Source organism: Pseudomonas sp. BN414, from assembly GCF_029871275.1.
GTDB classification, from domain to species: domain Bacteria; phylum Pseudomonadota; class Gammaproteobacteria; order Pseudomonadales; family Pseudomonadaceae; genus Metapseudomonas; species Metapseudomonas resinovorans_C.
In genome coordinates this window covers 1-13613 of the sequence record NZ_SSOL01000044.1, presented here as the reverse complement: position 1 = coordinate 13613, position 13613 = coordinate 1, and the positions used below count along the sequence as shown (strand labels likewise).

Below are 13613 nucleotides of genomic sequence, written 5' to 3'. Positions count from 1 at the left end.
GACTCGTCGCTGGGCTGCCGCGTTATACCGCGCCTTTGGGGCGCGCGGGGGCAAGCTGACAAAGTTGTAATGCAGAAGCACCGTTGGTGCCGTGGATTTTTCAGCAACCGCGCGGCTGTATACAATTGCGCGATTTCCGCACTTTCAGGTCAACCCGCCCATGCAACACCCCGCCGAACACTCGCCGCTGGGCAAATCCAGCGAGTACGTCAGCACCTACAGCCCGGAGCTGCTGTTTCCCATCTCCCGCGTGACCAAGTGGACCGAGCTGGGCCTGACTGCCGCGACCCTGCCGTATCAGGGCGTGGATTTCTGGAACTGCTACGAGCTGTCGTGGCTGACGCCGTCCGGCAAGCCGGTCGTGGCGATCAGCGAGTTCGCCATCCCTGCCGATTCGCCCAATATCATCGAGTCCAAGTCGTTCAAGCTGTACCTCAATTCGCTGAACCAGTCCGTCTTTGCCAGTGCCTCCGAGCTTGAGCAGGTGCTGGCGCGGGATTTGAGCGCGGCGGCGGGCGCTCCGGTCGCCGTACGCGTTCGCAGCCTGGCCGAGGTGGAGGCCGAAGGTGTCGCGGCTTCGCCCGGCGTCTGCATCGACGAGCTGGATATCACCGTCGACCGTTACGAACACCCTCAGCCCGAGCTGCTGCGCGCCGAAGAGGGCCAGCAGGTGGACGAGGCGCTTCACAGTCATCTGCTGAAATCCAACTGCCCGGTCACTGGCCAGCCGGACTGGGGCACGGTGGTGGTGGAATATCGCGGGTCGAAACGGTTGGATCACGGCAGCTTCCTGGCCTACCTGGTGAGCTTCCGCCAGCACGCCGACTTCCATGAACAGTGCGTGGAGCGCATCTTCCTTGACCTCAAGCGGTTGCTGCAGCCGGAAATGCTGACTGTCCACGCGCGTTATGTGCGCCGTGGCGGGCTGGACATCAATCCTTATCGCAGCACCCATCCGGTGCAGACTGACAATCGCCGCCTGGTGCGGCAGTGACGAAAACCCCGACGCGAAGTCGGGGTTTTGCTTTGTGGTGGGGCTAGATACCCATGTTCGCGAGACTTTGCATGATGTTGCGCAAGGTCCCGGCAAGGGTGGGGTGACGGGTTTCGAAGCGCTCGACAGCCAGGTTGACGCCGTCCACCAGATTGGCGTCCGGTGCGGCGGCAGCATCCTGTGCCAGGCGTAGTTCGATTTCCTGCATCAACTCGATCAGCGATGCGCGTTCCTCCGCATCCAGCGGCGGTTCCTGGGCCAACTGGTCGCGCAGTTGTTGCAGTTGCTGCTGCAGGCGTTCAGGCATGTCTATCTCCCTTTGCGAATGTCTCAGGAGTGGACCCTCTGAGGAATTCAAAGGTCCCTCATGCCATAGAGATTAATCCAGGCAGGGCGGACCTGCCTGATTCGGATCAAGCCTGAAACAAAAGTGCGAGAGTCAGGGTTTCTCGCCCTTCTCGCGCCGGTAGGCGAGGTCGGCCAGGCAGGGCGCCAGCTCGCCCAGGTGGTCGATCACCGAATGGGCGCCGAGGCGATACAACTCCAGCGTTGCGTTGGCACGCAGACGGTCGCGCTCTGCGCTATCAAGGGCTCGCCAGTCCGCCGGTGCCAGCCCGCACAAGGGGCCGCTGGCTGCGAGGCCGATGGTCCAGAGCCCGGCGTTCAATCCCGCCACCAGAAGGCGTGGATTGGCGCTCACCAGCACGCAGCCACCGAGGCTCGGAACCCCAATCCCTGCCAGCGCTTGCCAGCAACTGTCGGGCGCCGGCCAGGGGCGCGCGCCATCGGTTTCGCTGCCTTTCACCCAGGCGGGGAGGGGCGCGGCCAGACGCCAGCTGGTTGGAGCGGGTAGCTCGTCGAGCCAGGCACAGGGCACGCCATTGCTATCCGCGAGGGCAGCCAGCTCGTCGAGGTCAGTGACGGCTTCGGCATGTTCGCCGGCGGCCTCCAGTAGCAGTTGCTGGAAATCCTGGTACAGCTTTTCACTGGCTGGCGCTCCCAACGCATGGTCGAGGGCGGCCCGTGGCGAAAGACTGGCGGCTTCGAACAGGCGTGCAGGCGGGCAGTCTGGGAGGAGCCGGCTCAGGGCCAGGGGCAGGGTACGGGCACCGAAATCCACGAGGCAGCCGGAAAGGCCAAAGAGGAGGGCGGTGAAGGCGGGCGGTTGGCTTTGGGGCATCTGCGTCATCCTGACGAGGTCTGGCGCAGGCTAGCTGGCCAGGATGACAGCAAGGTTACTGACGCTTGCCTGCCCCCATGGCCAGGCGCAGGTCATCTGGCACCGGTACCGACCTGTCGGTTGCATGATCGATCCAGACCAACTTGCAGTAACCCTCACCATAGAGCGTCGCCGGGTCTTCCAGCGTGCTCAGGCGGTGCTCCACCACCAGGCTGCTATTGCCCACGGCACCGGCATAGAGCGCGATCACGACGGTAGCCGGATGCACCACGGGCTTGAGGTAGGTATGCAGCGTCTGCAACACGACGGGGCCCTGCGGCACGTTGTTCATCTCGATGCCCAGATCCTTGAACCAGGCGACCCGCGCTTCTTCCAGGTACTGGATGTAAAGGGTGTTGTTGACGTGTCCGTAGCTGTCCATGTCACCCCAGCGAACGGGGATGTGAGCAACATGAAGCAAGGTTTTTTCAATCATGCTGGCAGTTCGCTATGCTGTCCAAACGAGGCGTTGGCCTTATACTGCGCGCCTTCTTCAGGGCGGCGGCGGGCCGCCACACTACTTTTCTCAAGGAGAGTCTGCAATGCAATTGATCGGCGCTCGGTGGCTCGATCGTCTGGGCCGCGTATTGGCTTGTGTCGCGCTGGCTGTAGTGCCAGTCGCTGCGAACGCCGCGGAGGAAGATCCCTGGGAGGGCTTCAACCGCGCAATGTTCCGCTTCAACGACACTCTCGACACCTATGCGCTGAAACCGGTTGCCAAGGGCTATCAAGCCGTGACTCCGCAGTTCCTCGAAGATGGCATTCACAACGTCTTTAGCAACGTCGGTGATGTCGGCAACCTGGCCAACGACCTGTTCCAGGCCAAGTTCCACAACGCCGGTGTCGACACCAGCCGCCTGGTGTTCAACACCACCTTCGGCGTGCTGGGCTTCTTCGACGTGGCCACGAAGATGGGCCTGCAGCGTAACGATGAAGATTTCGGCCAGACCCTCGGTTACTGGGGCGTGGGCAGCGGTCCCTACCTGGTCATCCCGTTCCTCGGTCCAAGCACCGTGCGTGATGCCGGCGGCAAGGTTCCGGACGGATTCCTTGAACCGTACCCCTACATCGACCATGTGCCGACGCGTAACGTCACCCGTGCCGTAGACGTGGTGGATACCCGCGCCAACCTGCTGTCCGCGGAAAAGCTGATCAGCGGCGACAAGTACATCTTCATTCGCAACGCCTACCTGCAGAACCGCGAGTTCAAGGTCAAGGACGGAGAAGTCGAGGACGATTTCTGAGTCTCGGCGAGAATCGGCGGCATGAAAAAGGCGACCCCGGGGTCGCCTTTTTCGTTTCCGGCTGTTGCACCTAACGCAAGTCTAGGATGGCCAACCCGAGGGTGCGACTACCCATCGTGCCCTCGCTGACCCGAACCACTTCGGCGTCGGCTTCCAGTCCTTTGAGGGAACTGTGCTCGGAGGGAATGAGTACCCGAACGCGATCTCCCACGCTGAGTTCGGCACTCACTTCGAGCTGCATGCCGCTGCTGGAAAGGTCCAGGCAACGGGCGGGGAACTGTTGCCCGGCGTGCTCCAGGATGGCTTTGCTCTGCACCTGCATCCTTATGAAATCGCGCTTTTCGCTGTAGTTGCGGTCGTCCAGGCTCACGCGCTGATCCTCCTGTCGTCATGGAGCGGGGGAGAACCCCTTATAACTTCCAGCGATTTTGGGCGCAAAGGCAGAGTTCGACTCGCTGCGCAAGCTTGAATCGCCCTGCGGATGGGAGTACCGTCTGCGCCGTAAAGCGAACCCCCGTACTCGTGCTCGGGCCTTAGGTCGGGTGCTACAACAACCCATCCCTGGCGCCGTTTGCCTGGATAATCCATGCACAATCCCAGTGCCAAGCTGCTGATTATTGATGACGACGAGGTAGTACGCGCAAGCCTCGCGGCCTATCTGGAAGACAGTGGATTCAGCGTTCGGCAGGCCAGCAACGGCCTGCAAGGGCTGCAGGTTTTCGAGCAGGAGCGCCCGGATCTGGTGATCTGCGACCTGCGCATGCCTCAGGTCGATGGCCTGGAGCTGATCCGTCGCATTTCCGAACTGGAAGCAGAAACCCCGGTTATTGTGGTCTCCGGCGCCGGCGTCATGAGCGATGCGGTCGAAGCCCTGCGCCTGGGGGCTGCGGACTACCTGATCAAACCCCTGGAAGACCTGGCCGTTCTCGAGCACTCGGTGCGCCGCGCCCTCGATCGCGCAGCCCTGCGCCTCGAAAACCGCCGTTACCGCGAGAAGCTGGAGTCGGCCAACCGCGAACTGCAAGCCAGCCTGCACCTGCTGCAGGAGGACCAGAACGCCGGGCGTCAGGTACAGATGAACATGCTGCCGGTGACGCCCTGGGAAGTGGATGGGCTGCGTTTTGCCCACCAGATCATTCCGTCGCTGTACCTTTCCGGCGACTTCGTCGACTACTTCCGCGTGGATGAGCGCCGGGTGGCGTTCTACCTGGCAGACGTGTCGGGCCATGGTGCTTCCTCGGCATTCGTGACCGTACTGCTCAAATTCATGACGACCCGCCTGCTCTACGAGTCCCGACGCAATGGCATGTTGCCCGAGTTCAAGCCTTCCGAGGTGCTGGGGCACATCAACCGTGGCCTGATCAACACCAAGCTGGGCAAGCACGTGACCATGCTGGGTGGCGTGATAGACGAAGAAAATGGCCAACTGACCTACAGCATTGGCGGGCATCTGCCGCTGCCGGTGCTCTACAGCGAGGGCAAGGCCACCTACCTGGCCGGCAAGGGCTTGCCAGTGGGGTTGTTCGAAGAGGCGAGCTATGATGACCGGGTCATCGACCTGCCGTCGTCTTTCAGCCTGACCTTGCTCTCCGATGGGATCCTGGACCTTTTGCCAGGGGATACCCTCAAAGATAAAGAAGCCGCGCTGCCAGAGATGGTGTGCGAGGCAGGTGGCAGTCTGGATGGCTTGCGACAAGTATTTGGGCTGGCCAGCCTGGGCGAGATGCCGGATGATATCGCCTTGCTGGTGTTGAGCAGGAACCTTGCATGAGTACCGGTAAAATCCAGTTTGCCGAGCAGGAAGGGACTTTCGTCCTGAAGTTTGTCGGAGAAATCCGCCTGACCCTGTGTTCGGCCCTGGATGCGACCATTGAAAAGATCTTCTCGGCGCTGAATTTCTCGGCGATCGTGATCGATCTGACCGAAACCCAAAGCATCGACAGCACCACGCTCGGCCTGCTGGCCAAGCTGTCGATCCTTTCGCGGCAGAAGGTGGGACTGTTGCCCACGGTAGTGACCACCCATCCCGACATCACGCGACTGCTGCAGTCGATGGGATTCGACCAGGTGTTCAATATCGTCGGGACGCCAGTGCCTTGCCCTGAATGCCTCGAAGACCTGCCGCCGCAGGATCAGACCGAGGATGTGGTCCGCACCAAGGTGCTGGAAGCCCACCGCATTCTCATGGGGCTCAACGAATCCAACCGTGAAGCCTTCCACGACCTGGTCAGCGCTCTCGAACGCAGCTGATCCGTCGTTTCTTCACCCGCAAATGAAAACGCGCGCAGCCCGACAAGGCTGCGCGCGTTCGCGTTTCAGCGGCGCGAGGCGAGCAGGGCTTCCAGCTTCTCCTGGTCACGTGCGAACAAGCGGATTCCTTCAGCCAGTTTCTCGGTGGCCATGGCATCTTCGTTGAGCTGCCAGCGGAAAGCCGTTTCGTCCAGCACCACGCGGGCTTTTGCGTCGTTACCCGGGGCCAGATTGCGTTCGAGTGCGCTCTGATCGTCCGCCAGCTTCTGCAGCAGTTCAGGGCTGATGGTCAGGCGGTCGCAACCTGCCAGGGCCTCGATTTGGCCCAGGTTGCGGAAGCTCGCACCCATTACCACGGTCCGGTAGCCATTGGCTTTGTAGTAGCGGTAGATGCGCGAGACGGACTGTACGCCCGGATCCTCGTCGCCAACGTAGTCGCGGCCTTCGGCTTTCTTGTACCAGTCGTAGATGCGGCCTACGAAGGGGGAAATCAGGAACACGCCCGCATCGGCACAGGCGGCTGCCTGGGCGAAATTGAACAGCAGCGTCAGGTTGGTCTGGACGCCCATGCGCTCCAGTTGTTCGGCGGCGCGAATGCCTTCCCAGGTGGAAGCGATCTTGATCAGCACGCGTTCGCGGCCGATGCCGGCTTCCTCGTACAGGCCGATCAGGCGCTCGGCGCGACGCAGGGTGGCATCGGTATCGAAGGAGAGACGAGCATCCACTTCGGTGGAGATGCGGCCCGGAATCACCTTGAGGATTTCCTGGCCGACGGCTACGCCAAAGCGATCGCAAGCCAGACCCAGGTCAGCGCCGGCTGCGGCGACCGCGCTGTCGAGCAAGTCGGCGTAACGCGGCATGGCGGCGGCTTTCAGCAGCAGTGAAGGGTTCGTGGTCGCGTCGACCGGCTTCAGGCGGGCGATCGCATCCAGGTCGCCGGTGTCGGCAACGACGGTGGTGTACTGCTTGAGTTGGTCCAGCTTGGAGGTCATGGCGAAACCTTGTCGTGGCGGATGGACTGACCTTACCCGAGCCGCAAGGGCTGCTCAACGGGGGTGTAAGGGCTTTTTCACAGGCTATCGACCTGCCCATATCAACAGACTCGGAAAAGGGGGCTACAGGTTCCCCGCCGAAAAAGATTTCGCATTTTTATTGCGGTTTTTTCGCGCTCGTCCGTCTTCTTCTATAAGACCCCGAAATTTTCGGGAAACAGGCCGGCAGGAAGTTCGGCCAGAGGTTCTGCATTGCGCAGGCCATTGATCAACAAGGAGATACTCATGCGAGTACACACCTTGCTCCGGGCCAAGCCTATTGTCCCGCAGCACATCAGCCTGAAGGTCGAGAGGACTCTCCCGAGCCTTGAACAACGCCAATTGCGGCAGATGCTGCAGCAGGCGGGGCTGAAGACCAGCATGCCGCGCCTCAAGGTGCTGGAGATTCTCTGCCAGGCTTACCTCGAAGGGAGCGACATTTCCAGTCGTGTTCTCCACCAGCGCCTGGTTGACGCGGGCGAACCGCTGTCGCTGGTCAGCGTGCGCCAAGTATTGGGAAGGATGGTGGACAGTGGCCTGGTGGCCGCCCAAGGCAGCAGCCGCTACTGCCTGGCGCCGGCCTGGGAAGCCACGATCTCGGCTCAGCGGCCGCGTAGCAGCTCGGCGGCCTGATCCAGCAGCGCCAGAGGGTCGGCGGTCTTGTGCACGTCGACCGACAGCAGCTGGCGGAAGCGCCTTGCACCGGGGAACCCCTGGCCCAGACCAAGAACATGGCGGGTGATGTGGTGCATCACGCCGCCTTCCTGGATGTGGCGCTCGATGTAGGGGCGCATGGCCTCGAGAGCCTCCGCGCGACTGATCTGCGGGGTCCCGCCGCCGAACAGCGCGGCATCCACTTCTGCGAGCACGTACGGGTTGTGATAAGCCTCGCGACCCAGCATCACGCCATCGAAGGTCTCAAGGTGGCCGCGACACTCATCCAGTGTCTTGATTCCGCCATTGAGGATGATTTCCAGGTCCGGGAAGTCCCGTTTCAGCTGCGCGGCCGCGTCATAGCGCAGCGGCGGGATTTCGCGGTTTTCCTTCGGTGAGAGGCCTTCCAGGATGGCAATGCGTGCATGCACGGTGAAACTGCGGCAACCGGCATCGCGCACCTGGCCGACGAAGTCGCAAAGCTCGTCGTAGCTGTCACGGCCATTGATGCCGATCCGGTGCTTCACCGTGACCGGGATATCTACCGCATCCAGCATCGCCTTCACACAATCGGCCACCAGCGCGGGATGCCCCATCAGGCAGGCGCCGATCATATTGTTCTGTACCCGGTCGCTAGGGCAGCCGACGTTCAGGTTCACTTCGTCATAGCCCGCTTCCTGGGCCATCTTTGCGCAGGCCGCCAGGTCCGCCGGCACGCTGCCGCCCAGTTGCAACGCCAGCGGATGCTCCGCCTCGTCGTGACGCAAGAAGCGCTCACGATCACCAAGCAACAGCGCCCCAGTGGTCACCATCTCGGTGTAGAGCAGGGCGTGCTTCGACAGCTGGCGCAGGAAGAAGCGACAGTGTCTATCAGTCCAATCCATCATCGGCGCCACGGAGAAGCGACGGGACAGTGCAGGGTGCGCGGTTACTGGCTTTGAGGCTGATTCTAGGGGCATTCTGGTACTTCTGATTTCCTACCGTTTTCTGCCGTTTCCGCTTGTTTTTGGGATGTCACTGGTACAATGTACCAACCCAGAAAGCTCATGTACCAAATCACCTATGGCGACTATCAGAAAGCGGAAACGCAAGGACGGGACGTTCGGCTATACGGCGCAGATCCGGATCATGCGCGATGGCCAGCAAGTCTATCAGGAAAGCCAGACCTTCGACCGCCAGCAGGCAGCCAAGGCCTGGGCGACCAAGCGCGAAGCGGAACTGGGGGCGCCGGGTGCGATCGAGCGCGCCAGCCGGGATGGAGTCACGATCAAGGAAATCATCGAGCAGTACCTGGAGGAGTACGAGCGTATCCGCCCGCTCGGCAAGACCAAGCGCCAGGCACTTAAGGCCATCAGCGAAACCTGGATTGGTGAGATAGCTGACCAGGAGCTGACCAGTCAGAAACTGGTGGAGTTCGCCCAGTGGCGTATGACTAAGGCAGGCGGCGGCGTGCAGGCGCAGACGGTCGGCAACGACCTGGCGCACCTGGGGGCCGTGCTCTCGGTGGCGCGCCCGGCGTGGGGCTATGAGATCGATCCGCATGCCATCGGTGACGCCCGCAAGGTATTGCGAAAGCTGGGGGCTGTCAGCCGCAGCAAGGAGCGCTCCCGGCGTCCCGCCGTCAAGGAGCTGGACAAGATCCTGACGCACTTCTTCGAGCTGCTGCGCTGGAAGCCCACAGCCATCCATATGCCGAAGGTCATCGCCTTCGCTATCTTTTCGACTCGTCGCCAGGAAGAGATTACCCGCATCCGCTGGGAAGACCTGGACGTGGCTAGTCAGACGGTGCTGGTGCGGGATATGAAGAACCCCGGGCAGAAGATCGGCAACGACGTTTGGTGCCATCTGCCGGACGAGGCAATGGCGATTATCGAGACTATGCCCAAGGTCTGCCCGGAGATCTTCCCCTATAACGGTAATTCCATCGGCACCTCATGGCGCAATGCCTGCAAGTTCCTCGAGATCGAGGACCTGCACTTCCACGACCTGCGCCACGATGGCGTCAGTCGTCTATTCGAAATGGATTGGGATATTCCGCGTGTGGCCAGCGTATCGGGCCACCGGGATTGGAACTCGCTGCGGCGCTACACGCACCTACGAGGAAGAGGGGACCCCTATGCGGGGTGGAGTTGGCAGGAGCGGATAATTGCGGCGCCCGTCGAACTGGGCGCGCGAGTACAACGGAAAGGAGCGGACTAGCGCCTCTCCTCATCCGGTCCTCCGAAAAGGGTTCCGTCCATGCAGCTTGTCGTTCTCGATCTTGGCCGCCTGGTGCTGGGCGTCCAAGTACTTGGCCAGGTCAGTCAGGGCAACGCCCTTGGCCGACTTCTGGCTTCCTTCCATGCGCACAATTGGCAGATCAATGGCGCCGGCCAGGGCCTTCTGTTGGAACTTCTCCGGCGTCAGGTGGCTGAAGTAGTCGGCGCAGATGCGGTCCAGGGGGATGATGGCGGCGCCGTTGTACTGTGCCATCAGTAGGAAAATGGTGTTCATTGTATGTACCTCGCTAGTCAGCGCTGGCGCTGAGCTACTTCCTTGGGCGGCGGGGTGTGGGTACCGCTTCAGGCATTGCGGACCCCAATGGTGCGGCCGATGTTAGTGCTGTCTGCGCTGGAGAAGGGCAGGTCGTCGAAGATGGCGGGATCAAGCATCCAGCGGCCATGTAGCTTGCACGTGGGCCGCCCATCTTCATCCCAGGCGACCCCCATTGCCTTGCCGGTCGACACCCACCATTCGGCCATGCCGACTTGGGCGAAGGCGCTGGCTCTGCCGATGCAGACTCGTGGCCAGCTGCTTGTTAACCGTTCGCGGCGATGCAGATTTTCGTGCATGTGCCATACCCGGGCGCCAAACCTGCGCGGGAGTGGCCGTTCCTCCAGCAGGGCATCGTTGCCCGTTTCGTTGCTATCGATCACGTCAAAGATCGCGGCGAAATTACAGGCTGGCATCAGCTTGGCGTAGGCAATTGCGAACTCGGTGGTCCTCACGACTCCAGGGAGGAGTTCTCGGAATCGTTGGTCATTGAGCCTGAATGAGATCCTTAGCCGAAACCACTCGCCGGGGTGAACCATCACGGTGTCTCTGTTTGTTGTGCGCATGTTGGGGGGGCTTCTCCTGAACTGATTGCACCCCTTGATGCTAAGGAGAAAGGTCGAGCCTTAGTGGGCTAACTAGTCCCATTGGAGGGTCAAGCGGGCGCGATTGGTACTCAGGGTGCAACGAAAAGCAGTTCTCTGCCCTCGTTCATGATCACCGGTGGTGAGACGCCAGCGAGGCCAGGGCTGTAGATGAAAAACCAGGAGGGAAGGTGCTTGGACATTTCGAGCGTCAACTCGAGCTCTTCTCGATTGGCCGGCCGCCCCCGTGCGCCGAGGAAAATCGGCCCATAGGCCTTCTCCTTCGACTTCATGAACGCAGGTGCTGTGACCAGGTTCGGTGAGTGGTCGGCAATCATGTCGAGGAGTTGGGAAAAGGCATGAATTGGCCCGCCATCTCCGTATGGTTGGCCTAGTACGTAGCCAACTTGTGTGCGAAGCGCCCTCTGTCGAGCTTCTTCGTTAGTGGCATACGTTTCTGCACGGGCGCGGATGAATGCTTTTGAGCTTATGGCCACGGCCTCATCTGGGCTCGAGGCAATGTCTGCGGGTACCCAGGCAGCAACTTGAACGTTGGCCGCAGTGCTGCCTGGGGTGAATCCACTCAGCAGCAACAGAGTCGGATCTCCGGTAGCAATCAGCTGCGCCGCACCTGCGACTGAGTTGTCGATGTTGCGGCTATCAGAAGCGTTACCTTCGCGAGACCGCAACTCGTTGTACTTCGCCTTTGGCATGTCCTCGGCAGGAATGCCCATGGCGTCGGCAATCATCAGCGCCTGGGAGGGAGAACCAGTCCTGGGTATAAGACCGCACCCTGTGAATAGGACAGAGAGAGTGGCAATCACGAACAAGCGAAGCATGGGCGTTCCTCGGAGACGGCAAATAGAATGGGCACGAGCGGGACGATACTCATTGACTGAGGACGGGCCAGAAAACGGTGCCTGTAATCAGGCAACCTCCCGCCCAGATCGCCAGGGGCATTCTCAGCAGGGTCGTGGTCTGATAGAGCGGAATGGAAATGAGTTTCTGCTTGTAGCCCTGGTAAATGAGGTGGGCCCATGCCAATGGTGCGGATTGAAACGCCATCAGCAGAGCGACTCGCCAAAATGCCATTTCAACAGCCCGGCCTTCTGGGATGTCGGGGCCGACTGACACATAGGCCAGCCTAAGCACGACCAAGGCGGAGGCGCTAAGCACAACCAGGTTGCAATGGAAGAGGCGCTTCCAGATTGCAGAGCAGACTTCTTCAGGGGTCATCGTGTTCATTGAGGATCTCCGTGGACGGGGATCATCAGGTGAGCATGACTTTATCTATATGCAACCTTCGCTTCGGCATGTTGCATGCGGCTTCGAAGTATCAAGTGATGTTTCGAGTTTGAAATGAGCCTGGACGGTCGGGGGAGGGGCTTCCGTGATGGTCGAACTGGGCCCTTGGTCAGACGAAAGTCGCTTTCCTTGTTCCTTCTGCGTGCCTCCCGTGGATACAAGGAAAGCTACTTTGCTGGGCGGGGCATTAGTTTCTCCTGGGAAAGGAGACCGTGCTGGCCGTGTTCAATACGGGCGCGTGCGCACGGCGGCGGCAACCTGCGAAATTTACCTAATTTCGAATCCGGTGCCGCATCTCGTTGCGGTCTGGTGAAGAGGGGCCCGGTTGAGGGAGTCAACAAGGGTGGGAGCATCCTCACGCAGAGCCTCAGTCTCGGCTGCCGTTTGCACCTGCTTTCTCGTCCGAGATACGACAATCTCAAAGTTTACGAGGGGTTCACTTTTATGCACCTCGGATGCTCCTCCTCGTGTCCATTTAGGTGCAAAAAAGTGCACTCCAGATGCACTTTCTGAACCCAGTTTGCTGGCTTCCCTAGATATGAAATCCCCAATTCGCCCCCCTTTTTAGGGGCGTGCTGAGACTGATTGGGTACGTCCTCAGGGCGGAGATGCCTCACTGGGCTAGGGCGGCGCTGTTACGGCTAAGAAAATGGCGATCAGTAAAACATCGAAACTCGTTTTCCATGTTTGGCCCCCCTCCTCGCTAGCCCAGAAGGCATGGGGCATTCCAGGGTTTCCAATGTTTTCTAGCTGCTATAGCAGGAAATGGACATCGAAACCTTCCGTGCCGCGCAGAATGGCTTCGAATCGAGGGGGCGGGCTACGTATGCTGGAATGCGCCCGTGGTCCTGAGCGGACGGCACCATGAAAAAGCAGGAGATATTTTATTTGTGCTTCTTAAGATTTTGAAAATAAAAGGGAAAATGATTTTTTATGGGCGCCAGCTGATAGATGTATCAACCGGCCTGCCGGACTTGAAAACCGCTTTTCCGGTGTTATCTAGTGCGGCCAGAACTACGCTCGCACCGCTTGCGGCAGAGCATTCCCTGCGCACGACTTTGCTGAGGTCCTAACCCCGCATCAGTCCTGGGTTTGATCCGCCCACCCCTTAGTTTCGGTGTTACACAGCTGCTATAAGAAGGAATATCAGCAAGAGTGAAACTGGCCTGTCCCGGAACTGGTGGATAGGTAGTTCAGAGCGACTGCTCGCATTTCGCCGCTCAAACTCCATCGGACTGAGGTAATGCTCCTTTTATGGTTCCCAATGAGGGCCAAGTCATGAGCTAAGGGGCTGCCCAGGCGGCCTGATATTGCTTTGAATCGATTCGATTCGTGCGTCGATCAAGGGAGTGAGCAAGGCATAGAGTTCGGCACGCATGCTGCCGGTCACGCAGCCGGTGGGCGCCATCGAGGTGGGGCGGCGGACTGACTTCATCCGTGTCGAGGGCTCGCCCCTGGAGAACGTCGCGATCCTGCAGGAGCGCGAGCGCATTCGCGGCGTCTACATCGGCGGGCGGCGTATGGAGCCCCAGGTGCCGGGCTACGACCCCTACAAGGTGAGCGACTTCAACACCGTCAAATGGGCCGAGCTGCATACCCGGCAGCGTGCGGTGGCGGCTGGCAAGCGTCCCGTCCCGGCGCGGGGATGACCGGCATGCGCAGACTCACTCTGGAACTGGCCTCGCTGATGGTCGATGCCGCTCTCGCCGAAGGCCGGCGGCTGGCCCTGCAGCCCCTGTGCGTGGCAGTGCTGGATTCCGGCGGGCACCCGCTGGCGCTCAAGCGCGACGAGCGCGCCAG

18 protein-coding genes are annotated in these 13613 nt (G+C 60.6%); 8 read left to right on the top strand and 10 right to left on the bottom strand.

Translation table 11 applies throughout. The features are described 5' to 3' along the window. Window positions 1-160: 160 nt before the first annotated feature. Window positions 161-994, top strand: coding sequence for an NADPH-dependent 7-cyano-7-deazaguanine reductase QueF (gene queF / locus E8E95_RS08075; protein WP_280349365.1), 834 nt, complete (start codon window positions 161-163; stop codon window positions 992-994). 43 nt (window positions 995-1037) lie between these two features. Here queF and E8E95_RS08070 read toward each other — a convergent pair whose 3' ends face one another. The 3 genes from E8E95_RS08070 to E8E95_RS08060 all read right to left on the bottom strand — a co-directional run bounded on the left by E8E95_RS08070 (window position 1038) and on the right by E8E95_RS08060 (window position 2649). Further along, on the bottom strand, window positions 1038-1301 hold the full coding sequence (locus tag E8E95_RS08070) for a DUF4404 family protein (protein WP_280349364.1): 264 nt from the start codon (window positions 1299-1301) through the stop codon (window positions 1038-1040). Window positions 1302-1433: 132 nt separating this feature from the next. Beyond that, complete coding sequence (locus E8E95_RS08065; protein ID WP_280349363.1) at window positions 1434-2174, bottom strand: HAD family phosphatase; 741 nt, start codon at window positions 2172-2174, stop codon at window positions 1434-1436. Window positions 2175-2229: 55 nt separating this feature from the next. After that, window positions 2230-2649: a thioesterase family protein gene (locus E8E95_RS08060; RefSeq protein ID WP_280349362.1), complete on the bottom strand. Its 420-nt coding sequence runs from the start codon at window positions 2647-2649 to the stop codon at window positions 2230-2232. 106 nt (window positions 2650-2755) lie between these two features. On the opposite strand from E8E95_RS08060, the gene E8E95_RS08055 reads away from it, so the two are divergent. Then, entirely contained in the window at window positions 2756-3457 is a 702-nt protein-coding gene (locus E8E95_RS08055) for a VacJ family lipoprotein (protein WP_280349361.1), read from the top strand. Window positions 3458-3527: 70 nt separating this feature from the next. Here E8E95_RS08055 and E8E95_RS08050 read toward each other — a convergent pair whose 3' ends face one another. Then, a complete protein-coding gene (locus tag E8E95_RS08050; RefSeq protein WP_280349360.1) occupies window positions 3528-3827 on the bottom strand; it encodes a PilZ domain-containing protein in 300 nt (99 codons plus the stop codon). Window positions 3828-4043: 216 nt separating this feature from the next. Here E8E95_RS08050 and rssB point away from each other — a divergent pair, with 216 nt between their 5' ends. Together rssB and rssC are read left to right on the top strand one after the other, a co-directional pair. Further along, window positions 4044-5228: a two-component system response regulator RssB gene (gene rssB / locus E8E95_RS08045; RefSeq protein ID WP_280349359.1), complete on the top strand. Its 1185-nt coding sequence runs from the start codon at window positions 4044-4046 to the stop codon at window positions 5226-5228. Beyond that, window positions 5225-5707 (top strand): anti-sigma factor antagonist RssC, encoded by a 483-nt coding sequence (rssC, locus tag E8E95_RS08040; RefSeq protein ID WP_077526154.1) that lies wholly within the window; start codon window positions 5225-5227, stop codon window positions 5705-5707. The genes rssB and rssC overlap by 4 nt, the downstream gene beginning before the upstream one ends. 65 nt (window positions 5708-5772) lie before the next feature. On the opposite strand, the gene tal is transcribed toward rssC, so the two are convergent. After that, window positions 5773-6699, bottom strand: coding sequence for a transaldolase (tal, locus tag E8E95_RS08035; RefSeq protein WP_280349358.1), 927 nt, complete (start codon window positions 6697-6699; stop codon window positions 5773-5775). Window positions 6700-6984: 285 nt separating this feature from the next. Here tal and E8E95_RS08030 point away from each other — a divergent pair, with 285 nt between their 5' ends. After that, complete coding sequence (locus tag E8E95_RS08030) at window positions 6985-7371, top strand: hypothetical protein (protein WP_280349357.1); 387 nt, start codon at window positions 6985-6987, stop codon at window positions 7369-7371. Here the strand turns inward: E8E95_RS08030 and dusA are convergent. Then, complete coding sequence (dusA, locus tag E8E95_RS08025; RefSeq protein ID WP_280349356.1) at window positions 7341-8351, bottom strand: tRNA dihydrouridine(20/20a) synthase DusA; 1011 nt, start codon at window positions 8349-8351, stop codon at window positions 7341-7343. The two genes, E8E95_RS08030 and dusA, sit on opposite strands and share 31 nt — an antisense overlap. 103 nt (window positions 8352-8454) lie before the next feature. Here dusA and E8E95_RS08020 point away from each other — a divergent pair, with 103 nt between their 5' ends. Then, window positions 8455-9591 carry a tyrosine-type recombinase/integrase gene (locus E8E95_RS08020; protein WP_280349355.1) on the top strand — a complete coding sequence of 379 codons (1137 nt, stop codon included), beginning with the start codon at window positions 8455-8457 and terminating at the stop codon, window positions 9589-9591. A gap of 9 nt (window positions 9592-9600) precedes the next feature. Here E8E95_RS08020 and E8E95_RS08015 read toward each other — a convergent pair whose 3' ends face one another. The 4 genes from E8E95_RS08015 to E8E95_RS08000 all read right to left on the bottom strand — a co-directional run bounded on the left by E8E95_RS08015 (window position 9601) and on the right by E8E95_RS08000 (window position 11753). Further along, window positions 9601-9885, bottom strand: coding sequence for a pyocin activator PrtN family protein (locus tag E8E95_RS08015; RefSeq protein ID WP_280349354.1), 285 nt, complete (start codon window positions 9883-9885; stop codon window positions 9601-9603). 68 nt (window positions 9886-9953) lie between these two features. Further along, window positions 9954-10379, bottom strand: a complete 426-nt coding sequence (locus tag E8E95_RS08010; RefSeq protein WP_280349353.1) for a hypothetical protein — start codon at window positions 10377-10379, stop codon at window positions 9954-9956. A 221-nt stretch (window positions 10380-10600) separates the two neighbouring features. Continuing rightward, window positions 10601-11347, bottom strand: a complete 747-nt coding sequence (locus E8E95_RS08005) for a hypothetical protein (protein WP_280349352.1) — start codon at window positions 11345-11347, stop codon at window positions 10601-10603. Between the two features lie 49 nt (window positions 11348-11396). Beyond that, window positions 11397-11753, bottom strand: a complete 357-nt coding sequence (locus E8E95_RS08000; protein ID WP_280349351.1) for a hypothetical protein — start codon at window positions 11751-11753, stop codon at window positions 11397-11399. A 902-nt stretch (window positions 11754-12655) separates the two neighbouring features. Here E8E95_RS08000 and E8E95_RS07995 point away from each other — a divergent pair. After that, window positions 12656-12886: a hypothetical protein gene (locus tag E8E95_RS07995; RefSeq protein WP_280349350.1), complete on the top strand. Its 231-nt coding sequence runs from the start codon at window positions 12656-12658 to the stop codon at window positions 12884-12886. Between the two features lie 303 nt (window positions 12887-13189). Continuing rightward, window positions 13190-13462 (top strand): hypothetical protein, encoded by a 273-nt coding sequence (locus tag E8E95_RS07990; RefSeq protein ID WP_280349349.1) that lies wholly within the window; start codon window positions 13190-13192, stop codon window positions 13460-13462. The last annotated feature ends 151 nt before the right edge of the window (window positions 13463-13613 follow it).